Source organism: Evansella cellulosilytica DSM 2522 (assembly GCF_000177235.2).
GTDB lineage: Bacteria > Bacillota > Bacilli > Bacillales > Salisediminibacteriaceae > Evansella > Evansella cellulosilytica.
This window is the reverse complement of the sequence record NC_014829.1, coordinates 1,147,678-1,170,914: the sequence shown is the minus strand read 5'-3', so window position 1 is coordinate 1,170,914 and position 23,237 is coordinate 1,147,678. Positions and strand designations below refer to the sequence as shown.

Here is a 23,237-nt window from a genome sequence, read left to right as displayed (position 1 = left end):
CTTTAGCTTTATACTTCAATCTCAATAAGCCCACGACCCAAAAGCAGTGTTTTTTAATAAGAAGGTTTCAGCACTCATTCTAACCTAGGCCATACTCCATACTAGACACCCCCTTCTCCGAAATCACTAATATCTATTTCTTCGTCGAGGTCTATTAAGCAATGGTTTTGTTCAAAAGCCTCCTGAGTTTGGAGCAACTATAATATTTTTCATTTGAACGGGAAAATATAATGCTTATTACGAGTAATGAAGGGTGATTTCGTTGACAAAAAAGATAACAGAAACAAAATGTACATGCAAAGCGTGCGGGAAGGTTTGGTTTTACGGAAAGGACGAAGAGCGGGAAAATCTTGGAGAGAGACTTCAAAACTTAGGAAGTGACATGAGTAATACGGGTAAAAGTATGATGTGCTGCTCCGGATGTTTACCTGCACTTTTCATACCAGAAAAACAAAAAACTGCAGTGAAAGATTTAAAAAGCTGTCCAAACTGCGGCTCGAAAGCAGTGATTAAGGAAAAGGTTGTACATGAAGTTTAGGAAATTCATCTTATTTTTCCTCATTAAGCTTATTCGTTTTTATCAAAAAAAGCTCTCTCCAATTAAACCGAAGCATATCAAATGCAGGTTTCATCCGACCTGCTCCCAATACGCCATTCTTTCATTAGAAAAATATGGTGTGAGAAAAGGAACAATCAAATTCCTACAACGACTATGGCGCTGTCGCCCAGATAACTACGACAGCTGCATCGACTACCCATAATGCTAATACAAATGGGGACAATACTAATGGGGACGGTTCTCGTTTGCCGCCGTATTGCTTGTTTTGCACGATTTTCTCAAAGTTACGTGCGATTTCTGCTAAGTTACGCGCAATTTCTACTAAGTAACGTGCGATTTCTACTAAGTTACGCGCGATTTGGAAGTACACTGGTAAAATGCGAACAGGGACGGTTCTCGTTTGCCAAAAATTCCTCACTTAATTGAAGATAAGTATTATATATACGCACTTTTCCGAACTTTTTTCTTCCCTATTTACTCTTAGACATGCTCTATCGCATTCCTTTTAACAACTCTTCTATAGAACAAATAGGAGGATCAATTACTCATTAATATAGTATAATGATGGCTAGAGATAGGGCCTGATTAATGCAAATATCCGATTTGTGGCTTGAGGAGGAATTGTAGTGGGAAGTGAGACACATTCACAAGAAAAAATCGAACGATTTTGGGAAGAGTTTTTAATGAAAACGGGTAGACCTGACACGATAGAGTATTTAGATGTTTTCCATTTTGAGTTGACTGAGAAATGGGCAAATGAACTATTACGATTAGTGTTGATTGGACAAAAGAAAGCTACAGCAAGTAGTTTATGGAGCTACGAAATAGAAGGTGAACGTCTACCTGAGGTTGGTGACTTAAGCATTGTCACCGATTGGGAAGGTACGCCACGATGCGTTATAAAAACCACTGCAGTAACTATTATTCCATTTTCAGAGATTACTTATGATATTTGTAAGCGCGAAGGTGAGGATGACACATTAGAATCTTGGCGTGCTGGGCATATTCGTTTCTACAAGGAAGAAGGAAGTCAAATTGGATATGAGTTCAACGAAGATATGCCAGTCGTTTTTGAAGATTTTGAAGTAGTATACAAGGCAAATGGGGACGGTTCTTGTTAGCCAAAATACTAACAGGGACGGTTCTCGTTCGCCGAACTTGCCACAATTCCCGCAACCCTTCACCTACCGCGATCGAGAGAACCGCATTAACACCTTCACCCTTCTTTCCCCATCACCCAAGCAAATTTACGTCCAAATTCCCATCACCTAGAAATACTTTGCGTAAACAGCTCTGAAAGAACAAGCGTGATCGCTCCTACTAATGAGCCTTCCTCTCCGAGCTCGGAAACAGTAATTCTCGTATTTTTTGACCTTGGCGTGAGCGCTCTCTTTTTCACTAACTCATGGATCGGCTCCAGGATAAAGCGTTCTGCCTTAGACACGCCGCCACCTATAATAATTCGTCCAGGATTATAGAAATGGAGAATGTTGAGAATACCTACTGCAAGATACCTTCCTGTCTGGTGTAGCACATCGATGGACAAGCTGTCTCCTTCAAGAGCAGCTTCATAAATAAGCCGACCATCCACTAGGTCAAAATCTCCTTTGCATTTTTCCTGTAAGACGGAGCTTCTACCTAAAGCAAGCTCCTTTAATGCTCTTTCCTTCAACGCTTGACCGGAGGCAAATGCTTGGAGACAGCCGTAATTACCACAGGAGCACTTCGGTCCGCTAAGATCGATGATCGTGTGTCCTACCTCTCCGGCGATATGGTCATTTCCGTGTAGCAGCTTACCATCGAGAATGACCCCTGCGCCAACACCCTCTCCTACATTAATACAGACGAGGCTCTCTTCCCCTTGACCATTTCCGAACCAGACTTCACCAATAGCCAACGCTTTTGCATCATTTTCTACTCTTATCGGTAGATTTAAGGCTCGTTCCAGCTCCTCCTTTAATGGAAGATCTTTAAATTTCAACGATGGTGCCCATAAAGCAATCCCTTGCTCACTATCGACCATGCCGTGCATGGCAATTCCTACACCGATCAATTTCTCTTTATCAGAGCCTAAAGAACCTATTAGTGCTCTTAACGATGTGACGAGTAGCTTTACAAATTCTTTTTCACTCGTTGATCCGTTAGGGAGGTGTTTAACCTCCCTTTTTACAATCTGCCCATTTAAATCCGAAACACCGAATCGGATTTTTCCACTAACACCTATATCGACACCGATAATGAATCTTGCCTTTCCATTAATCGATAATAGAATCGGCTTCCTTCCCCCACTGGAAGTGCCAGGCTCTGTTTCCACAACGAGGTCTTCCCTAATGAGTTCGTTTACGATGTTTGTCACCGTTGGTGGTGTTAGCTTCGTCAGCTTCGCGATTTCCGAACGGGGAATCACTCCCTTTGTACGAATCGTGTTCAATATTAACGTTCTATTTAATGATTTCATTAGTTGAAAGCTACCTGGAATATGCATCATATCTCTGACTCCTTTAAATTACACATCGGAAACTGCTACTCTGTTAGGCAAACGATAGTCGTTTATAAGCTCTTAACAAACTTACGGAACGCCTTCTGTCCCTGTTCATCTCGCTTGAAAACTCCTGCGTGCTCAAGGACAGTAGCAAACACTTTGCCAATTTCGTTTTGTAATATTTCTTTACAATTTTCTTCGTTTATCGTATCGTATTTTTCGACAAATTGCTTTGCCCACTCTCCGTGCTTCGAAATTTCCTCTGTCTCGCTAATCACTTCTTCCATTCTACCAGAAAGTATAGCAGACTCTAATAGGTTCATTTCATGCACTAACCGCCCAGGTAAAACCGCAAGTCCCATCACTTCAATGAGTCCTATATTTTCCTTCTTAATGTGATGAACCTCTTGATGTGGATGGAAAATTCCCATCGGATGCTCTTCACTCGTACGGTTATTTCTTAAAACAACGTCCATTTGGAATTGCACGCTCTTTCTACGAGCAATTGGAGTAACTGTATGATGTGGAGTATTGCCAGTGTGAGAATAAATCCCGACAGACTCGTCGTTATACACCTTCCATTTTTCAAGAATATGGCTGGCAACTCGTTTCACCTTCTCCTTATCCTCACTCGTAATTCTCAGCACACTCATTGGCCATTTCACGATTGCAACCTGAACATCGTCACCAAACGAAGCAAGGCGAAATGTTTCCTCTTCTGCTGCAACCTCTATTGGAAACTTGTGATTTCCACCTTGGTAATGATCATGGGTTAAAATAGAGCCACCAACAATCGGCAAGTCCGCATTCGATCCTACAAAATAATGCGGAAATCGCTCTACGAAATCGAGCAGTCGTTTAAACGTTGCTTCACTGATTTTCATAGGCTCATGTTTTTCAGAAAACACGATGGCGTGCTCATGATAGTACACATATGGGGAAAACTGAAGTCGCCATTCCTCTCCACACAATTGAACAGGAATCGTTCGTAAATTTTGCCGCGCGGGATGATCTAGTCGTCCTGCATAGCCAACGTTTTCCTTACAAAGCACACACAGTGGATAATTTGACTTTTGAATAGCTTTTGCCGCAGCAATCTCTTTCGGGTCCTTTTCCGGCTTCGACAAGTTGATCGTCATTTGCATATCTCCGTATAGAGTGTCCGCTTCCCATATCACATTTTTGCTGATCCGGTCTTGCCTAATATAGTGCACATCTTTACAAAATTGATAAAACCACTCCGTCGCCTTTTCTGGCCCTTGCATTTTTTCCAATTCATTAAAAGTAGCGACAATTTCAGATGGACGCCCCGTCAAAGCCGCCATTAACCTTGTATCAAGTAAATCGCGCTCTGTCACAGAATTGTTCTCAAGTCGTCCGTTCTCATTTGCCCAATCTAGTATCCCATTTAATATCTCAGGAGCAGAATTTACATCCTCCAGCCCTGCTTTCTCCATATTAGGAACAGGGTTAATTTCGTGTATCCCTAAGCTATCAATTAAATTGTTCCGGCAATAATCCTTGTCTTCACGGCTAATCAGAGATTTATCAATGCCGTATTCCAACAGTTTTTCAATAAGCTGATCGATCGATGCATACATCTTATAACCTCCATTCATAATCTTACAACTGCTTTTTTAAAGCTATGTTAAAACTAGTCGTTGATCACTGCGCTGGAAGCTCGCTTGTCTCGGGCATTGCTTAAGCTTCTTCAGGAAAAACGCTGTGCGAGCATTAGCTCATTCTGTTTTTACTGCAATAATTAACATCGCCTTTTAAAAAATGATGCAACTGCTGCTTTCACGAAGCTATGCCTATTTTCCATACCCATTTTGATGGGCTTGCTGCCATTTCCAAGCTGTGCTAATGATGTCCTCTAAACTTGTGTAAATAGGCTTCCATCCTAATTTTTCAGCTGCTTTTGTGGAGGAAGCAATGAGAATAGCAGGATCACCTGGTCTTCTCCCTTCGACTACTCGTTGAATTGTCTTTCCGGTCACTGTTTCCACCGCGTCAATCACCTGTTTTACACTAAATCCGTTGCCATTCCCTAAATTAAAAATGTCACTGTCCTTGTCACATCGGAGGTGGTCTAGAGCGAGTAAATGGGCATGAATTAGATCGGAAACATGAATATAGTCGCGAATACATGATCCGTCCTCTGTCGGATAATCGTCTCCGAATATTTTAATTGCATCTCGTTGTCCTAGCGCAACCTGTAGCACAATTGGTATGAGATGCGTTTCTGGTTGATGATCTTCACCGATATCATACGTTGGATGGGCACCAGCCACGTTAAAATAACGTAAAATAACATGTTTGATCCCATAAGCCTCATCGCACCATTTCAGCAACCTCTCAATCGCTAGCTTCGTTTCTCCATATGGGTTCGTTGGCGCTGTTTTGTCAGTTTCTAGAATCGGTACACTTTCTGGTTCCCCATACGTTGCCGCTGTCGAAGAAAACACAATATGCTTCACACCGTACTCTTTCATTTTTTTCAGTAGACATATCGCTCCATAAACATTGTTTTCGTAATACTCAAGTGGTTTTTCCATACTGACACCGACAAGAGAGTCTGCCGCAAAATGGAGAACGGAATCGACTTCGTTTTCTTGAAAAACACGATCTAACACTGCTTCATTTCGCAAATCACCATGATAAAAACTTGCAGCCTCTAACACCCCTTTTTCATGGCCTGTTTGTAAATTATCGAGGACGACTACTTGTTCTCCACGGTCCAATAAGTCAGCTACGGCATGACTGCCAATGTAACCTGCACCACCGCATACTAATACTGCCATTTTCCCCACTCCTTCAATATTCTTTAGTTTGAATTCCTACTATCTAGAATTCTGCTGCCCCGCTTCCAATATTAACGATATAAAACTCGGGTGTTACATTCGTTTTTTGTTTATAACGTTCTTCTATTCTTTTCACTATTTCTTCTAAGTTTTCTTCTTTTATTAAGCTCACTGTACAGCCGCCGAACCCAGCTCCGGTCATCCTTGAGCCTAAAACACCGTCTTCTTCCCAAGCTGCTTCTACTAGCGCATCTAGATGCTTCCCAGTTACTTCATAATCATCTCGTAAAGAAACGTGGGATTCATTCATCAGCTGACCGAAGCCGGAGACATTTCCTTCATTTAGTTTTTCTACTGCCAGCTTCGTTCTCGCATTTTCATAGACAGCATGGCGTGCTCTTTTTAAGACAACAGGATCTGCTATATGATGCTGTACCGCTTCGAACTGCGCTGGTGTTAAGCTACATAAATGATCAATGCTCACTTCCTCAGATTGATTCAGTTCTGCTACTGCACGTTCACACTGTGCACGTCTTTCATTGTATTTGGAATCTGCCAATCCTCTTTGCTTCATTGTATTTGCTATGACGAGCTTCACCCCATTCAGCTTGGCAGGTGCATACTCGTAATCTAACGTATTACAATCTAGTAAAATCGCATGCTCTTCCTTGCCCATACTAATGGCAAACTGGTCCATAATACCGCAATTCACACCGATATAATCGTTCTCCGCCTCTTGCGCATATTGAACAAGCTTCACACGATCCACGTTGAACTGTTGAAGCGCATCCCAAAGGACAGCTGTCACTAGTTCAATAGAAGCAGAAGACGATAATCCTGCCCCGTTTGGAATGTTGCCATAAACAACAGCATCAAAACCGTTAGAACCCTTGTACCCATGCTTTTCCATCGTCGCAAGCACACCTTTACAATAATTAGCCCACTCATGCTCCTTGTTTTTTTCTAGTTGACTTAGCTTGAAGGTAACGACACCTACTTCCGGAAAATTTTCTGAATAAAGTCGGACGAGATCATCGTCTCTTTCCTTTACAACCGCATACGTTCCAACACTTAACGCACACGGAAATACTAAACCACCATTATAATCCGTATGCTCACCAATTAAGTTCACACGTCCAGGAGCAAAGAAAAATCTTAACCCTTCATTTTCTTTAAATACGTTAAAGAATAAATTCCTTAAATACACTTTCTCCATATCCCACACCTCTAAATTAAATTATTTAATAAAGTATCTATAAATTAACCATATTATTACTACATATTATACAGCACGATATAAAATCTGTAAAACTTAATTAATATATTTAATTAAGTCATAGCTAACGGGGACGGTTCGGAACCAGTGAAAAAGTACTTGCATTTAGAGAGCCCCCTAATAAATATAAGGTTATTAGAATATAGGGGTTGAAGAGACCTATGCAAACTCGCTTTCCGCGGGCGGCTGGTGAGCCTCCTTGATGCTTTGCATCTACGTAGTCTCACCCCTGCCCTTTCTCCCGCAGGAACGAGCGTCGCTTCGTCGCTAATGCTACGAGTTGTCTCGACGGATACGCTTCAAAGCATATGCTCGTAGAGGAAGAGACAGTTACCTCGTTTGCTCAGGTCTCATCAACTCTTTCTCTAATTAGGTACTTTGAATAATAATGCATCAATATATTAATTTTTACACTTTTTCAGCGGTTCCGGACGGTTCTCGTTAGCCAATCAAAAGGCTAATTGAGACGGTCCTTATTAGCCATCTACTAACAAGAACCGTTTTCATGATCCATTTTCTAACAGGTCCAAGGCCTTATTCGCCCTAGGATATTTACTAATTAAGGTAATTTGGTCAGGATTGTACCGGCCACTTTCCCTTCATTCACCCTCACGATTCCTTTTCCTTCAGAAAAACCACTGTCCACTTCTGCCACAAGGAGTTTATTCAAAAAGATTTTCAGCACACTTCCACGTTTTTCTACTTGGAAAAGATGGTAGGCTTCTTCATTAAAATTCGCTTGTAAAGCAACTGTATTATTAGCCATTTCCTCCCCACCTTTTACAGCGTAAATCTTCACTGTTTTCTCCTTAGGGTCGATGATCCAGCGCACCGCATTCGCTTCATCAACATAGCAGGCATCGCCAGAAGCACTTTTCCCACCAGTACGCACATTCGTTTCAAAAAAATAATTCTCGTACATGTGCTTAAGTAACTGTTCGTTAATTTGAGAAATGGAAGGTAAAAACCTGCCATCGAACGTTGGCATCGTAGGTGTTGGGAGTGTGTCTAAGCTAGGGGGCTCGAGCCAAATGTTATCTCCATTCCACCGAAAGCGTCCTACTCGAACTCTCCGTTCTCGTACATTCTCACCAGGCTCGTATCCATGATAAATAATGTAATCACCTACTCCATCCGGGCCTTTTACAACGACATGGTGACCGGGGCCAAGACAAGCCTCATTCGTTCTAAGAATTGGCTCGCCATCCCCCCATTTCGACCAGCTTGTATCTTCCATGCCGCCCTCACCTTTTGGCGTATCAGAAGTAGCATAGTAGACGCCATACGTATCATCTCCGAAAAAACCAGCACTGTACATTTGAAAGTACTTTCCATTTCGTTTCAGGACAAACGGACCTTCATTCCAGAAAAACGAATGGTCCTTGTTTCCTTCCCAAAGATGCTCTGGCTTGACTACCATCGTAGGATTACCACTTAAACTAGTAAGATCCGCCATCCGGTCTACTACATTTCCTGTCCCTATCACACCATTCGGTCCTCTCGTATACTCGTTCCGAACATTATAAAACATATAATAAGTGCCATCTTCGTCTTTAAAAGGATGGGCGTCAATAGACCACTCATCCGTTAACGGCTGGGGTGCAAGCGTGAATGGCCCCAATGGGTTTTTACTCGTAGCAACACCGATGCGACGTACGTCATCGTTTTCAGAACCATCCGAATTCATAAGTGCTGCAGTTACATACATATAGAAGGTGCCATTTTCGTGTATGATCTCTGGCGCCCAAAGTCCGATTTGTGCCCAATGATCTGGATCATCCGAAGCGTGTAGTGCTATCCCCTGCAGCTCCCAATCTATTAAATTTACTGATTCATACACGCGAATTTCCCTAGGTCCTGTGTGATACAAGTAATACTTCCCGTTATATTTGCACACCGCAGGATCACCATGGTCCATTCCTTGAATGGAAATGACAGGATTTTTATAGCCCATTCACTCTCACTCCTTCTCTGTGGAGAATCGTCTTATTTTACGCCCTTCATTAATTTGCTTAATAATATCTAAGTCGATTTTCGGTTTACGGTCATACGTTAATAACCCGTTAATTTCTTGTTCAACATCGGTTAATTGCGTATAACAGAAGCCCTGAACAAGTGGAGACTCGAGCATAGCCGATACTACTTTATAATATTTTTCTTCAAAGTCTTTATCATTTGTAGCACCAGAATAACCCCACCCATCCCAGTCACTTTTCTTATAGGCAATACCACCAAATTCGGTAACTTGAATTGGTTCCCCATCGTACTTATAGCCCGGTACATAAATAAGGCGGTTACCTGGCAGTGACTTCATGATATTTTCAACGGTGTTATAACGCTCTTTGAGTACCTCTTTATCACTTTCATAGTCGTGAATCGTACACATATCCGATTTCGTATGCTCCCAGCCATCGTTCGAAATAACAAGGCGAGTAGCGTCTAATGATTTCGTTAAATAATACATTGCTAAAGTATGGTCTTGCTGGCGCTTGTCACTTAGAAGCCTTGGCACACCCCAGCTTTCGTTTACTGGTACCCATGCAACAATAGATGGATGATTGTAGTCACGCTCTACTGCTTCTTGCCACTCTGCTGTCATACGACGGACAGCATCATTTGTGTACGTGTAGGCGTTGGCCATTTCTCCCCATACGAGAATGCCAAGTTTATCTGCCCAATAGAGGTATCGTGGATCCTCAATTTTTTGGTGCTTTCGCGCACCATTGAATCCCATTTCTTTCGTTAACTTAATATCATTTTTTATATCTTCATCCGATGGAGGCGTTAACATTCCTGTTGGAAAATAACCTTGGTCAAGTACGAGCTTCATATAGTACGGATGATTATTTAACATGACTATGCCATTTTCAATAGAGATCTTTCTCATCCCAAAATAACTAGTCACTTCATCTACTACGTCCAATCCATCCTTGATACGGAAGTTAATATCATATAAGTTAGGATTCTCCGGACTCCACAGTCTACCTGGACCATGAACGTTAAAGTCGTTGAGTAGGATGCTGCGCGTCCCCTTGTTTGTCGTAAGCTGGATAACATCATGTGACACGTGATTCCCATCAAACATGATCTCGATTTCAAGTTGATAATCTGGCTTACCTCCATTTACAACATACTCTACAGTAAGTTCATCTTTATCAATGTCCGGCGTCATTTTCACTTTTTCTAAAAATGTCGTTGGCACTGCTTCTATCCATACCGTCTGCCAAATACCTGTTGTTCTTAGATAAAATATCCCTTCTGATTTTTCTTCCCAATACTGCTTACCACGAGGCTGATCTAAATCCTTGGAAGGATCTTCTACACGGACGACAACTTCGTTTTCTTCATCAAGAAGTACATCTGTGATATCGGCTTGGAATGGTACGTGACCACCTTCGTGGTATGTAACGAATTCCCCGTTCACCCACACCCATGTACGGTAGTCGACAGCGCCAAAATGTAGGTGAATCCGCTGACCTGCCCAATCAGCAGGTACGGTAAAGCTGCGTTTATACCAAACTAAATCGTGAAAGGCTGTTTCTCCAATTCCACTTAATTCACTTTGATAGCTGAAAGGTACGTTTATCTTTTTAGAAAAATGATTGTGCTCTTTTTTAAACCATTTGTTTTCTAACCCTTTGTTTTCATCATCATAATCAAACTGCCACTCTCCGTTTAAGTTGATCCATTTCTCACGAACAAACTGGGGGCGTGGATATTCTGGACGTGGTATAGACATTATGAAACACTCCTTTTTATACTAATAGATTAATAATTTCAACTAGTAATTTTATTAACGAACAAGGACATCTGGGCGTTTATAGATTTTCCCATCGTACTCTACTTCAATGTAAACCCAATTCCCTGTATGCGTCAGAAATTGATTACCTTCTTCATCTACAAAAATAGTATCCTCTGATTTAATGCCGCGAATTGCTGGATTCCAAGCAAACGCTTGGTTTTTAACGATAATATGATCTGTCTCCCTGCTTGCTAAAAACTCCCGCGGTGCAAACCCTGTTAATCCTCCTTGATGTAAAAAACGCCAATCTTCTGGAAATCCTACTTCCGCATAGGCTTGTAGCCCTTTCTCAAAAACTTCATTTATTCTAACACCAGGCTTCGTTGCCATATTCATAGTAATATCAATCTTCGCTAGCTTTTGTGTATTCTCTCTCAACGTTTCAGGCAACTCTCCGAAGTGGACAAATCTCGTACAGTTTGCAACAAGGCCGAACTTTTCTGCGCATATAACGATCATTGCATAGTTTTCAAGTTTCTTTGCTGTTGGTATCGGATGGCGGTAATTAAAAATTCTTTCATCTGTTGCAACTAAAATGACCTGTGGATTAATACCATCTTCCATTACCTTTTGTGCAAGAAGTGCAGCAATCTCGTGCTCTGTCATTCCACGTTTAATTTCATGGCAAACATTTTCCAATGCCCCAGCAGCCTTTTGACAGAGCCATTTATAGTTAGTAATTTCTGTTTCCGATAGTTGGCTTCGCAAATACGCCAATTCTGAGGAAACATCTTCTAGACCGAGGAAAGTCGAATCACCGACGATCATCTTTCCTTCTATATGCTTTCTAATAAGAGGGATGATACTCTCATACCATTCGCATTCAACTAATTCAAAGTCAAAATCATTTAGCTCTTCTTCCATTATTCGTCTCGACTCCATTTTGGATGTAAAACAATACTTTTTGTTAATCCTAGGGATAATCAATAAATCAGCTACGCCATATTCAGTTGTATTTTCAATATGATTAACCTTCCCTCCTGTTATCCACGAGAAGTTTTGACGTTTTCTGAGTAGTATCCCGTCATAGCCTTCTTTTTCTAACCAATCTGTTAGTTTTTTTACGGGAGCTGCAGTTTGCTGCAAAACACTCCCTCCTTTCTGAAGAGGATAAATAGTTAAGTGCCATTTAAATGAAAAATCATGTGTGACTTCGATGGAATCATGTCCAACTCCGTTAAAATCATGTCTAGCTTCGTTGAAATCATCCGAAGCACCGTTTAATTCATCCAAAACTACTTTTCTATTAAAATATCAATCATCCACACAGTTTGTTAATTAATTTTATTTACTATAACTACCATATTATATGATGAAACGATCTGGTTCAAGGCGTATTGCACTTATTTGTTGATTAATTTTATTATCTTTCTCCAATATTAGTAGTATACTAGCGTGAGAAATCTACTACGTGCATATAACAACTGTCCATTTCTATACATATTACCGACTTTTCCTTATTGACCGCTAAGAAATGCCTCTGTAATAGGACCTTCCTGCACCCCTTCACCTGGTACACCACCTTCGATTGTTGGCCACCCATCTTCCCAGATGACTTTATCTAGCATTAACGGACGACGGGTTACACCGCTCCCAATCCAGGCTTCATCTTTATCTATCGCATGGTAAATCATCCAATCCTGACCAGCCTCGTCAGTAACTATTGCGTTATGTCCTGGTCCAACAAATTGCTCGCCCTCTTGAAGAATGAGCGTTCCAGTTGAACGGATGATATCGCTTCCATTTTTGTCGACATACGGTCCCTTCAATGAATCTGACCGACCAATTGCTACACGATATTGACTCCACTGACCTTCACAGCACGAACCTTTTGATCCAAAGAAGTAATAATAGTCATCGCGCTTAATAATGTAAGGTGCCTCAAAGGCCGTCCCTGCAATTTGGAACTTCTCTCCTACGTGATCAAAACCATCCTCACTCATTTCAATTCCCCAGATACCGTACCAACTACCCCAGAATAAATAAGGAGTACCATCGTCATCAATAAACAGCTGCGGATCAATTGAGTTGTTAACCCCAATCTCTTTACTATCGAACACTTTTCCTTGATCTTCAAATGGTCCCTTCGGTGTATCAGAAGTAGCTACACCAATTGCAGGATTAGCATCTCCCCAAGTAGATTGAGAGTAGTATAAATAGTATTTGTCATTGAAGTAAACGATATCTGGTGCCCAAATTCCTCCGTCCTCTTTCCAGCTTGGCTTTTCATGAAACGCTTCTCCTACATACTCCCAATCCACGAGATTTTCGGACCTTACTATTGGAACTACACGTGAACCCATACCGTCTCCCCAGTTATCTTCTGTTCCATATACGTAATAAAAGCCATCATCCGCTTTAATAATGGATGGGTCTGCAATAACAGGTTCAAATACAGGGTTTTGATATTCTGGTCCAGCCTCGCCTTCTAATTCTAAGTCTGTTTCACTTGAACAAGCTGTGCTTCCTAGTATTAATAAAATAATCAGTATTGCTAAACCTAGTATTCTATCTCTCATAAGTCTCACTCCTATCCATCCATCTTTAGTTAGTAAATAAAATTAATTAATTTATGTTCTCAACTGAATTATAACAAAGGATAATTCCACTTGTTAAGTATTTTTTTTAAGCCCCGCTTAATATCCTTATTATATATACTTTTTTCACTACAAAAGTACCAACCAAGTTTATAAATTAATTTAATTTTTCCTTCAAAAAACTCTTGATAGATTACCTACTTTCATGTAATAATCGAAACAGATAGTAAATTTAATTAACTAACTTACCTCCTAGATGAATAACTTATTTTTTTATTTTTTCATGAAAGTGCTTACATTTCATTAGGAATACGGATGGGCGCTCCATCCTTTCCATAAATAAACTCTTAATATAGGGGGAAGAAGCTGTGAAAAAGTTTAAAAAGTTATTTGCTGCTACCGTTATTAGTCTAGCAATGCTCGTAGCTGCTGGATGTGGAGACCAGCCTACAAACGAAGACCAAGGAGATGCAGACAATGGAGGTGGAGATGAAGTTGTAACTGAAACTCCTGGGGATGTCGGAGATGCGGAGATTACGCTAGAATTCTGGAACGGCTTTACTGGTCCAGACGGAGAAGATATTGCAAAAATCATCGCTGAATTTAACAACCTACATGAAGGTGAAATTGCGATTCGTACGCAAACAATGCCTTGGGACAACTTTTACGATCAATATCGTACTGTCGTAACTGCCGGCGAAGCTCCTGATATTGCTATCATGCACTTAGATTCTATCGCTGGTTATGCTCGCTATGATCTATTAACACCACTTGATGATCTAGCTGCTGATATTGGATTAGAAGATGATGACTTCATACCTGAGGTTTGGGATGCAGGTGTATATGAAGGGCATCGCTATGGTATTCCATTGGACGTACATCCATTAACACTCTTCTATAATGTGGATTTATTGGAGGCGGCAGGTTATTCAGAGCCACCGACAACCTACGATGAATTAGTAGAAATGTCATTAGCAGTACAAGAAGCGACTGATGGCGATGCTTGGGGAATAGCAATGCCTGTGTTTTGGCCAAGTAACATGATCTTCTATAGTTCTTTAATGTCGCACGGTGGAGATTCTGTCAGTGAAGATGGACTAACACCACTTTATAACACGGAAATTGGTTATGAAGCACTTCAAAAAATGGTTGATCTCGTATATGAGCATGAAGTATCTCCTTCTGACGTTCAAGCAGATGGTGAAGTAACTTTATTCCGTCAAGGTAACTCTGCATTCCATATTAACGGAATTTGGATGATTGCAGGATTTGAGCAGCAAGATGGATTAAACTTTGCAGCCGCTCCTGTTCCTACTTTTGGCGACCAAGAAGCAGTTTGGGCTGGTTCTCATAACTTTGTATTACCTAAGCAAAATGACGAGGATCCAGAAAGATTAGAAGCATCAATGAAATTTATTCAATTCGTTTCTGAAAACAGCTTACAATGGGCAAAGGCTGGTCAAGTGCCTGCTACTTACTCAGTTTTAGAGAGCGATGAGTTTAAAGCACTAGAGCATCAATACAATGCATCACAGCAAAACTTCGTCTTCCCTCCTTCTACTCCATTCTATGGAGATGCTTGGGGACCAACTGGACCAGCGGTTGACGAAGCAATGTTAGGTCAATTAACACCTCAAGAAGCATTAGAAAGAGCTGCCCGTGAAGGGGAAGAAAACGCTCGCGATGCGGCAGAAAACTAAATCTCACCTTTTCATAGTAAACGATTAGAAGTTTTGGCAATGGCTCTACTAGCACGTCTCTTATATTAAGAAGCCACTTAAAGTTGGCATTTAAGTGACCGCTGCTGTTCCGCTCATTGCTTATAGGGTGACTCAAAGGTGAAAATCAACCTTTTTGAGTCACCCTCGAAACTTTCATCAATAGCATAGCCGCGGCACGTAAATAATGAATCATCTCTTCATTGCTTACGTGCAGTGTGCAAAGTCATTGATGGGCAGTCCTCATTATCTAATTAGGGAGAGGAATGAACATGAACGTATCCAATGTAAAAACAAACGTAAAGACAAACGCTCCTCGCATTAAAAGCAGGAGTAACTGGAAGAAAAAGCTAACACCACTATTGTTTATCTCACCTCATTTAATCTTTTTTACGATATTTTTAGCATATCCAACGATATACGGACTTGTTATTAGCTTCCATAGCTGGAACTTCTTCACCGACATGCGGTTCATTGGTTTGGAAAACTATGCAAATATTTTATGGAACGCAGATAGTATCTATTATGATTATTTCTGGGCTGCTTTTCGAGCAACTTTAACCTTTGTTGTTTTATCAGTTCCCTTTTTAATCATTATTCCCTTGTTTATTGCGATAGCGATTCATGCTCGTCCTTTTGGACACAACTTCTTTCGTGCATTGTTTTATGCGCCAAGCTTATTATCTGTTGTAACTGTCGTACTCATTTGGATTTGGATGCTTGATACAAATGCTGGTTTAGTAAACTTTTACTTAGGCTGGTTAGGGTTTGATAATATTCCTTGGTTAACGCGAACGCCTTGGGTATGGATCTCCTTAGTCGTCATGACGATATGGTGGACAATTGGTACAAATATGATTTTATTCTTGGCAGGTTTAGGAGAAATTCCAGATCACCTGTATGAAGCAGCGAAAATTGATGGTGCCAACCGCATACAGCAGTTTTTCAATGTAACTCTCCCTGGCTTAAAGGGGCCGTTTATATTCGTCATGATTATGACGACCATCGCTTCCTTTAACGTCATGGCACAGCCTCAGCTGGCGACGAATGGTGGACCTGGTTATGAAACGAGAGTATTGATCCTTTATATTTACGAGGTTGGCTTTACAGGTGGGAACCCTAGAGCTGGTATGGCAGCGTCTATGTCTGTTGTATTAGGCTTAATGCTTCTTTGTATCAGTCTTGTTCAGTTCAAGCTAATGACACGGGAAAAATAGTATTTTTATAGATTGGAGGGGAATTTATGACAAACGAAGGTAAATCTTCAAAAAGAATTAGTTTAATATTTTTATCTTTAATGGCTTTATTTTGGATTTTACCTTTGCTATGGGTTTTATCTACATCACTTAAACCAGAAAGTCAGGCGATCGCCTGGCCGATTCGTTGGATACCAGAAACGATTACCTTTCAAAACTATGTGGACGTATTGATGCGTCAAGACGTCCCTGTACTCCGTTGGTTCTGGAACAGTTTTTTCATTGCAACCGTCCATACAGGACTCATGCTACTGTTTAACTCTATGTCAGCCTATGCTTTTGCTAGGTTAAAATTTCGAGGACGTGAAGTTCTATTTTGGGGGTTAATGGCAACGATGATGATACCCCCAGTCATGAACTTAGTTCCGTTATATGGCTTAATTAGCTCTTTCGGCTGGGTAAACAACTACTCTGCCATGATTTTCCCTGGATTAGGTGGCGTATTCGGTATTTTCCTATTACGTCAGTTCTTTATCGGTATTCCCCATGAGCTCGAGGAAGCAGCGAGAATTGACGGAGCCTCTGCCTTCTTTATTTATTGGAGAATCATTTTACCGTTAGCAAAACCAGCATTAATCGTACTTGCCTTATTTACTTTTATGGGTAACTGGAACGACTATTTATGGCCGTTGATTGTTACTACAAGTGCTGATATGCGAACATTACCTGTTGGCCTTGCCATTATGCAGGGACAATTTAATATCCAATTTGCTAAATTAATGGCCGCGACTATACTATCTGCAATCCCTGTTATCATCTTGTTTATGTTTGCACAAAAGTTTATTATTAAAGGGATTGCATTAACCGGGATTAAAGGATAATTCACTTATGAAAAATTCATTAACTGTATTTCAGCGATCATTATTTGATACTTATCAAAACCTAGGGGTCATTCTATGGGCAACTGTTTTGTGGTGGATTAGTGTGTTGCCAATTATCACATTGGGTCCAGCAACCGCTGGGCTCTTTTATGTAATAAAATGTAAAAAAACTAAAGTCACTGTTGGTCCAAGGGATTATTGGACAGGAGTAAAAAAGTATTTTTCTATAGGTATGCGCTTGACACTTCTCCATCTGTTTGTCGTCGTACCTGGCCTTAGCTATTTCTTTCTATTATTACGGACGGAAAGCTTTTTCTCCTATTTTATTGCGATGATCCTTCTCTACTTTATCCTTATGTGGCATTTATTCATGCTTTATATGATGCCAATCTTAGTAGAGCAGGAGGTAACAAAAATATCTATTTTATTTAAACGCTCTTTTAGGCTAGTAACTGAAAACTATTTCTTTACTGTCAACATCGTTTTGTATATGTTCTTTGTAACGTTAATAAGCAGTATTTTAGCGATTATGCTTATCGTTTGGGCAGGTTGGATGGCGATGACTGCCTACAATTCCCTGCTCTACTTGCTAAACAAATACGAACCGAACGAATACCGTTTTGACGAGGAAGTGAACTGGCGTGGAACGGTACGACCATGGAAGTAGTTATATTTCAACTACAACAAATGAAAAGTAATAAATAGTCTCATTAATCTTAATACAAAATAATGGTTAAACTTTAGAATAGAGGGAAGTAACATGTCGTTTATTCCGCAGACAGGTAGTTTTGAAGGGATGAAATCACTTAACAAATCTGCCATCTTAAATGTAATTCGGTTTCAAGGTCCGATCTCACGTGCTGATATAGCAAAAACTACAAAGCTAACGCCACCAACTGTAGGCAGTATCGTCAGTGAATTACTTCAAGCTAATTTGCTCGTTGAAGAAGCTGGGGAAGGAAAATCACAAGGTGGCAGAAAGCCCATTATGCTCAGTGTTAATTCATCTGCTTTTTACGCGATCGGTGTCTATGCAGCTGCCGAGGTCATTCATACAGTGATTGCTACTTTAGACGGGGAAATTACCTACAGCTTTGAACAAAAGGTTTCTGTTCTCCCTTCTAAGGATGCGTTTTTGAAAATGATAGTCAATGGTATTAAACAAGTAATGAAACATAGACGAATTAAGCGTGAGTCTATTATCGGGATTGGTGTCGGTATGCACGGTCTTGTCGATCCAGAAAAAGGGATTTCCATATTTGCACCTCACTTGCACCTTGAAAATATTTTAATAAAATCTGAAATTGAAGCAGAGTTTAGTATTCCTGTTTTAGTAGATAACGATGTACGTACCCTTGCCTTAGCCGAAAGCTGGTATGGTCAAGGCGCAAATAATCAAAATTTCATCTGTGTTAGCGTTGGTTTAGGGATTGGCTCTAGCATCGTGCTGAATGGAGATATTTATAACGGTCCATATCATTCTGCTGGAGAGCTTGGTCACACGCTCGTTGATGTCAACGGTCCTAGGTGTAGTTGTGGAAACTATGGATGCTTAGAGGCATTTGCGTCTGAGGGTGCTATTCTTAATCGGCTAAAAAAGGGTATCCGCCTTGGACGAAATTGGAATTATGGAGATGCCGATAAATTAACGATCGAATCAGTCATTCAAGCTGCTCAGGACAAAGATCCTTTTGCTTTAGAAGTGCTTGAAGAAACTGGACGTTATCTCGGTATTGCCATCGCAAATATTATCAACATACTTACCCCCTCCAAGGTCATTCTTGAAGGTCGAATTTTTGAAATTGGTGATGTCATCATAGAACCATTAAGACAAATTGTCCAAAGATCTACCTTGAGAAATTTGCCTGGCGAGGTATCCATTGTAACTTCCGATCTTGGCAAAAAGGGCATGGTCATGGGAGCATATACATTAATACTACGAAAAATGTTTATTAATGGTGGGGTAGGTTAACGAATTAAGTATTAACTAGAATGATAGAAGAGGTTGACTCAGAAGGTGCATTTTTACCTTTTAAGTCAACCTCTTTTTTGATTTTAAAACGTATGATACTTATTGCTAGCACGTGATTAATTCATATATAACCCTTTACTTTTACGTTTGATTATTATCAATAGATAACCTAACAATATGAAACTTATGCCGACAAACAACCAGTTATATATAGAAGTCGCGGTATCCGGAAGTTCCTCCCCTTCTACACCCTCAGAATGGTTTGTTGTATTCTCGTCTTTTCCACTGTCACTATCTGTAGCATCTCCATCAATTGTTTTCTCTTTCTTTGAATCATCGACTTTTGATTCTTCGTTATCTCTATCATTTTTCGAATCGTCTTTGTCTTTATCTTTATCCTCGTCTTGATCATTATCAGAATCACTGTCATCTTTGGAATCATCTTCATCTTCTGTTTCAAAAACGCTAGGATGGAATACGGCAAAAATAGAGAAGTGGTCTGTAGAAGCTATGACATTTCCATCAGCGTAGTTTCCACCAACCTCTTTCCACTCAGCCTCTGTTTCATTCCAATAATAAACGAGTAGATCTTCGTTGCTATCCGTCATTTCCGTGATCGCAAAAGACAATGTTACTTTTTCAGTAAATGTAGATATCGTAGCGTCTCCTTGCTGTAGTGTCATGAGATAAATCGAGCTGCTTGCGAGATCAGATGAAGGCAGTACGTCTTGATTTTTTTCAATTAACGCTATTGTAATCGTTAACGCTTCTTCCTTTTCGAAGTTTACTGCTGGAATCTTTAATTCAATATCAGACTTTGATAAATGAATCGTTACATTTCTGTCTACTAATGAGTTTATTTGTTCCTTTGTAAAGCGTATTTCTTCTATATTTTCTAGCTCATTATTTAATGCAATTGTTAACGTTCCATTCTCTGCAACAGTATTTACCTCGACATCGGAAACACCTACATAATTACCGTAATTGATTGGTGTTGCAATGACGCTATTTTGTCGTTCCAATACTAGTGTAGTGACTTCACTCTCGACTTTTTCACCATAAAGTCCAGTCACTTCTGCCCAAACATCTATTTCCTGAACATTCCCGATATCCTCACTGATGAAAATATTCCCTTCTCTATCAAACGTTAATATGTCAGGGTGGCTCGTTTGGAATTTAATTGTATTTGGCGATGTAACAGGTGCATCTAGCCATCCTTCACTAGGCTGTTGATCCTTTACAGTAGGCCATCCGTCTTCCCAAATTAGTGGGTCAATCATGAGCGGTCTGCGCGTCGCACCCGGTGGCAATAACGGATCATTTTTATCAATAGCATGATAGACAATCCAGTCTTGACCTACTTCATCTGTGATCAATGCGTTATGGCCTGGACCAACAAATGTATCCCCTGATCCGCGGAGAATGATTGTACCTTGCTCGCCATTTCCAATAATATCATTGCCATCTTTGTCTAAATAAGGTCCTTTTAGAGATTCTGAACGTGCTACTCCAACTCGGTATCTGCTGTTTGCACCGTCACAGCAGGAATCCATGGAACCGAAGAAATAATAGTAGCCATCTCTTTTGACAATGTATGGTGCTTCAAACGTTGTTCCAGCAATTTGAAATTTTTCTCCGACGTAGTCTAATCCATCTTCACTAAGTTCAATCCCCCATATGCCATGCCAGCTACCCCAGAATAAATAAGGTGTGCCGTCATCATCCACGAAAAGCTGTGGATCAATGGAGTTATTAACACCAATCTCATTACTGTCAAACAGCATTCCTTGATCCTCAAATGGACCTGCTGGGTGATCGGCGATGGCTACTCCGATCGCTGGGCTTGGATCGTGCCAAATCGAGACAGAATAATACAAATAGTATTTATCGTTAAAATGAACGATATCTGGCGCCCAAAGGAATCCCTCTGATTTCCAATTCGGTTTTTCCTCAAAAGCATGTCCGATGAATTCCCAATTAATTAAATCAAGGGACCTCACAATAGGAACTGGACGTAATCCTTCTCCATCTCCCCAATCATCCTCTGTACCGTATGCATAATAATAGCCATCTTCCCCTTTTATGATAGAAGGGTCTGCAAGAACCGGTTCAAAAACTGGGTTTTTAAATTGCTTCACTTCAAATGGATTCACGATATCCCCATTGCTTTTATGAATGTCTAGTAGGCCGTTAATTTGTAATCCTGGAGTAAATGTTGTCCTATCTAAACGGAAGTCAGCATCCGTGACTTCAACTGCCGCATCTAGCTCAAAATGTACTTTATACGTATTCGTTATCTCTCCATCAAGTGATGTCACTTGTATTTCTGATGTCCCCGGCAATTCATCAGTATCGCTGATAGTATAATGAGAACCGGTTTGTACATTGATGCTTGGTACCCTTGGAAAATCGAATGGAAGTGTGACAGTGTATTCAAACACATCGGAATCGAATCCTTCTATTGTTTTTCCATTTACTCTCAAATCTATCAAGCTAGCATCTACAGTTGTCGTATCTTTTACTACATGAATATTTTTAAACTCTACCGCTGTGTCTTCGGAAACTAACCCTATTTGTCCGCTGTCAACGGCAAAACCACGCTCTTTCATAAGCTCGCCATTTAAGAAGAACTTAAAGTTATGACCTGACTTTTCTACTCTAAGTGTATTAAACTCGTTATGGTTAAAGTCATGTGGCAATGTCACATTGCTCCACCCTGCAACCTCACCATTTACGACACCATATGTTGCAAGTGCATTATAATTTTTATCAAGCCATACGGATACGAAATTATCGTCATCTTGATAGACTGCATAAAGCCCGTGTTTATTATAATTAGATACATCCCCACGTTCTAGCAATCTAATATCAGCTTCTACTGAGTAGTGCGTATCTAACATTCTATTTTGAAAGATGCGATGCCAGTCCCATGTTTCACCTACTGTCGTCGATAATAGATTTTCACTTATCTCCCAGCTACCATGCGTATCACCATTCCAAGCTGGCCCCCAGCCATGGTTCACCTTTTCATCATTTACATAAATGTTTTGAAAAATTGCAGCGGTATCCTCTGTCACTAGACCGACCTGACCTTTGTCAACAGCAAAAGTACGTTCAATAATAAACTCATCATTTAAATAAAACCTAAATTGATGACCTGTTTTTTCCACCTTCAATGAATTCCAATCACTAGGATTATAGTCATCAGGTAGACTTCCATTTTCCCAGTCCTGAGGCACACCATCTACTTCGCCATACGTTGCAAGTCCATGGTCATTATCTATAAAAGCGGTTACAAAATTACCAGCGTCGTAATAAACTGCGTAAATACCGTATTTAGGATATGCCTCTGAATCCCCTGTCTCAAGCCATTGAATATCTACTTCGACTGTATAATCCTCATTATATAAAGCATTTTTATAAAGTCGGTGCCACCCACTTCCCGTTGTACTCGTGAATGTTTCGTTTTCTATTTCCCATTGGCCATTTTCAGACTGTCCAAAGGTAGAAGGTCCCCATTCTGCATGATTATGAGAGCTACTGCTATATACTGAAATATTACTTAAAACAAACAACAATACGACGATCATGAAATATTTAAGAATTTTCAAAGCAAAGTCCTCTCCTTTTTACTTAAAGATTTAGAAAGAAGTTAAAGAATAGACGTTGTAATTAAAACTTATGTTTTTCCTCCTCTCTTTTGTTATTAAATTAATTTAATTAACTAATTATTTGAAATATATCACACAGTTTCTACTTTTTCAATTACTATCTAAATATTTAGTTATTTTTATCTATTTTTGTTTTCTAGTAATTTACACACCTCTCATGCAAACAACTACTTAATACTCGATAAAAACTTATGAAACGATCTACTAATTACGTTATTGGAAAATATTGTCGAATCATTTGAAATATGTTAATATAAGGTTAATTTATAAAATTATTTTATTTATCATGCTGAAGTACCTGGAGAGCTAAGCCATTTATTTATTTACGACATTTGACGC

At 40.1% G+C, this 23,237-nt stretch carries 18 protein-coding genes; 8 read left to right on the top strand and 10 right to left on the bottom strand.

Annotated elements, in window-relative coordinates; genetic code table 11:
* Positions 1-262: 262 nt before the first annotated feature.
* Together BCELL_RS05380 and yidD are read left to right on the top strand one after the other, a co-directional pair.
* Positions 263-538, top strand: a complete 276-nt coding sequence (locus BCELL_RS05380; RefSeq protein WP_041808136.1) for a hypothetical protein — start codon at positions 263-265, stop codon at positions 536-538.
* Positions 528-761: a membrane protein insertion efficiency factor YidD gene (gene yidD, locus BCELL_RS22015; RefSeq protein ID WP_198284001.1), complete on the top strand. Its 234-nt coding sequence runs from the start codon at positions 528-530 to the stop codon at positions 759-761. The genes BCELL_RS05380 and yidD overlap by 11 nt, the downstream gene beginning before the upstream one ends.
* Here the strand turns inward: yidD and BCELL_RS22880 are convergent.
* Entirely contained in the window at positions 711-977 is a 267-nt protein-coding gene (locus tag BCELL_RS22880; RefSeq protein ID WP_013487662.1) for a hypothetical protein, read from the bottom strand. The genes yidD and BCELL_RS22880 overlap by 51 nt on opposite strands.
* Positions 978-1,185: 208 nt before the next feature.
* Between BCELL_RS22880 and BCELL_RS05370 the strand changes: the two genes are divergently transcribed.
* A complete protein-coding gene (locus tag BCELL_RS05370; protein WP_013487661.1) occupies positions 1,186-1,680 on the top strand; it encodes an ASCH domain-containing protein in 495 nt (164 codons plus the stop codon).
* A gap of 143 nt (positions 1,681-1,823) precedes the next feature.
* Here BCELL_RS05370 and BCELL_RS05365 read toward each other — a convergent pair whose 3' ends face one another.
* The 8 genes from BCELL_RS05365 to BCELL_RS05330 form a co-directional block, all read right to left on the bottom strand.
* Positions 1,824-3,047, bottom strand: a complete 1,224-nt coding sequence (locus tag BCELL_RS05365; protein ID WP_013487660.1) for an ROK family transcriptional regulator — start codon at positions 3,045-3,047, stop codon at positions 1,824-1,826.
* Between the two features lie 62 nt (positions 3,048-3,109).
* Positions 3,110-4,642 carry a UDP-glucose--hexose-1-phosphate uridylyltransferase gene (gene galT, locus BCELL_RS05360; RefSeq protein WP_013487659.1) on the bottom strand — a complete coding sequence of 511 codons (1,533 nt, stop codon included), beginning with the start codon at positions 4,640-4,642 and terminating at the stop codon, positions 3,110-3,112.
* Between the two features lie 213 nt (positions 4,643-4,855).
* Positions 4,856-5,845 carry a UDP-glucose 4-epimerase GalE gene (gene galE, locus BCELL_RS05355; protein ID WP_013487658.1) on the bottom strand — a complete coding sequence of 330 codons (990 nt, stop codon included), beginning with the start codon at positions 5,843-5,845 and terminating at the stop codon, positions 4,856-4,858.
* A 43-nt stretch (positions 5,846-5,888) separates the two neighbouring features.
* The gene (locus tag BCELL_RS05350; RefSeq protein WP_013487657.1) at positions 5,889-7,061 is read right to left on the bottom strand and encodes a galactokinase; all 1,173 of its coding nucleotides are present in this window, start codon (positions 7,059-7,061) and stop codon (positions 5,889-5,891) included.
* A 619-nt stretch (positions 7,062-7,680) separates the two neighbouring features.
* Positions 7,681-9,075 carry a glycoside hydrolase family 43 protein gene (locus tag BCELL_RS21490; RefSeq protein WP_013487656.1) on the bottom strand — a complete coding sequence of 465 codons (1,395 nt, stop codon included), beginning with the start codon at positions 9,073-9,075 and terminating at the stop codon, positions 7,681-7,683.
* Positions 9,076-9,081: 6 nt separating this feature from the next.
* Positions 9,082-10,860, bottom strand: coding sequence for a glycoside hydrolase family 2 protein (locus BCELL_RS05340; protein WP_013487655.1), 1,779 nt, complete (start codon positions 10,858-10,860; stop codon positions 9,082-9,084).
* A gap of 54 nt (positions 10,861-10,914) precedes the next feature.
* Positions 10,915-12,009, bottom strand: coding sequence for a M24 family metallopeptidase (locus BCELL_RS05335; RefSeq protein ID WP_041808648.1), 1,095 nt, complete (start codon positions 12,007-12,009; stop codon positions 10,915-10,917).
* Positions 12,010-12,380: 371 nt separating this feature from the next.
* Positions 12,381-13,442 carry a family 43 glycosylhydrolase gene (locus BCELL_RS05330; RefSeq protein WP_013487653.1) on the bottom strand — a complete coding sequence of 354 codons (1,062 nt, stop codon included), beginning with the start codon at positions 13,440-13,442 and terminating at the stop codon, positions 12,381-12,383.
* Positions 13,443-13,828: 386 nt separating this feature from the next.
* On the opposite strand from BCELL_RS05330, the gene BCELL_RS05325 reads away from it, so the two are divergent.
* The 5 genes from BCELL_RS05325 (at position 13,829) to BCELL_RS05305 (ending at position 19,227) form a co-directional block, all read left to right on the top strand.
* The gene (locus BCELL_RS05325; RefSeq protein WP_013487652.1) at positions 13,829-15,160 is read left to right on the top strand and encodes an ABC transporter substrate-binding protein; all 1,332 of its coding nucleotides are present in this window, start codon (positions 13,829-13,831) and stop codon (positions 15,158-15,160) included.
* Positions 15,161-15,450: 290 nt separating this feature from the next.
* Positions 15,451-16,395: a carbohydrate ABC transporter permease gene (locus BCELL_RS05320; protein ID WP_013487651.1), complete on the top strand. Its 945-nt coding sequence runs from the start codon at positions 15,451-15,453 to the stop codon at positions 16,393-16,395.
* A 26-nt stretch (positions 16,396-16,421) separates the two neighbouring features.
* Positions 16,422-17,255, top strand: coding sequence for a carbohydrate ABC transporter permease (locus tag BCELL_RS05315; protein ID WP_013487650.1), 834 nt, complete (start codon positions 16,422-16,424; stop codon positions 17,253-17,255).
* Between the two features lie 7 nt (positions 17,256-17,262).
* Positions 17,263-17,922, top strand: a complete 660-nt coding sequence (locus BCELL_RS05310; protein WP_013487649.1) for a YesL family protein — start codon at positions 17,263-17,265, stop codon at positions 17,920-17,922.
* A 93-nt stretch (positions 17,923-18,015) separates the two neighbouring features.
* A complete protein-coding gene (locus BCELL_RS05305) occupies positions 18,016-19,227 on the top strand; it encodes an ROK family transcriptional regulator (protein ID WP_013487648.1) in 1,212 nt (403 codons plus the stop codon).
* A gap of 116 nt (positions 19,228-19,343) precedes the next feature.
* On the opposite strand, the gene BCELL_RS22010 is transcribed toward BCELL_RS05305, so the two are convergent.
* Positions 19,344-22,838: a family 43 glycosylhydrolase gene (locus tag BCELL_RS22010; RefSeq protein ID WP_013487647.1), complete on the bottom strand. Its 3,495-nt coding sequence runs from the start codon at positions 22,836-22,838 to the stop codon at positions 19,344-19,346.
* Positions 22,839-23,237 lie beyond the last annotated feature (399 nt).

What these genes read in the sequence shown, in the direction of transcription:
- yidD (WP_198284001.1), top strand. Translation starts at nt 528, where the DNA reads ATGAAGTTTAGGAAATTCATCTTATTTTTCCTCATTAAGCTTATTCGT.
- BCELL_RS05365 (WP_013487660.1), bottom strand. Translation starts at nt 3,047, where the DNA reads ATGATGCATATTCCAGGTAGCTTTCAACTAATGAAATCATTAAATAGA.
- galT (WP_013487659.1), bottom strand. Translation starts at nt 4,642, where the DNA reads ATGTATGCATCGATCGATCAGCTTATTGAAAAACTGTTGGAATACGGC.
- galE (WP_013487658.1), bottom strand. Translation starts at nt 5,845, where the DNA reads ATGGCAGTATTAGTATGCGGTGGTGCAGGTTACATTGGCAGTCATGCC.
- BCELL_RS05350 (WP_013487657.1), bottom strand. Translation starts at nt 7,061, where the DNA reads ATGGAGAAAGTGTATTTAAGGAATTTATTCTTTAACGTATTTAAAGAA.
- BCELL_RS21490 (WP_013487656.1), bottom strand. Translation starts at nt 9,075, where the DNA reads ATGGGCTATAAAAATCCTGTCATTTCCATTCAAGGAATGGACCATGGT.
- BCELL_RS05340 (WP_013487655.1), bottom strand. Translation starts at nt 10,860, where the DNA reads ATGTCTATACCACGTCCAGAATATCCACGCCCCCAGTTTGTTCGTGAG.
- BCELL_RS05330 (WP_013487653.1), bottom strand. Translation starts at nt 13,442, where the DNA reads ATGAGAGATAGAATACTAGGTTTAGCAATACTGATTATTTTATTAATA.
- BCELL_RS05320 (WP_013487651.1), top strand. Translation starts at nt 15,451, where the DNA reads ATGAACGTATCCAATGTAAAAACAAACGTAAAGACAAACGCTCCTCGC.
- BCELL_RS05315 (WP_013487650.1), top strand. Translation starts at nt 16,422, where the DNA reads ATGACAAACGAAGGTAAATCTTCAAAAAGAATTAGTTTAATATTTTTA.
- BCELL_RS05310 (WP_013487649.1), top strand. Translation starts at nt 17,263, where the DNA reads ATGAAAAATTCATTAACTGTATTTCAGCGATCATTATTTGATACTTAT.
- BCELL_RS05305 (WP_013487648.1), top strand. Translation starts at nt 18,016, where the DNA reads ATGTCGTTTATTCCGCAGACAGGTAGTTTTGAAGGGATGAAATCACTT.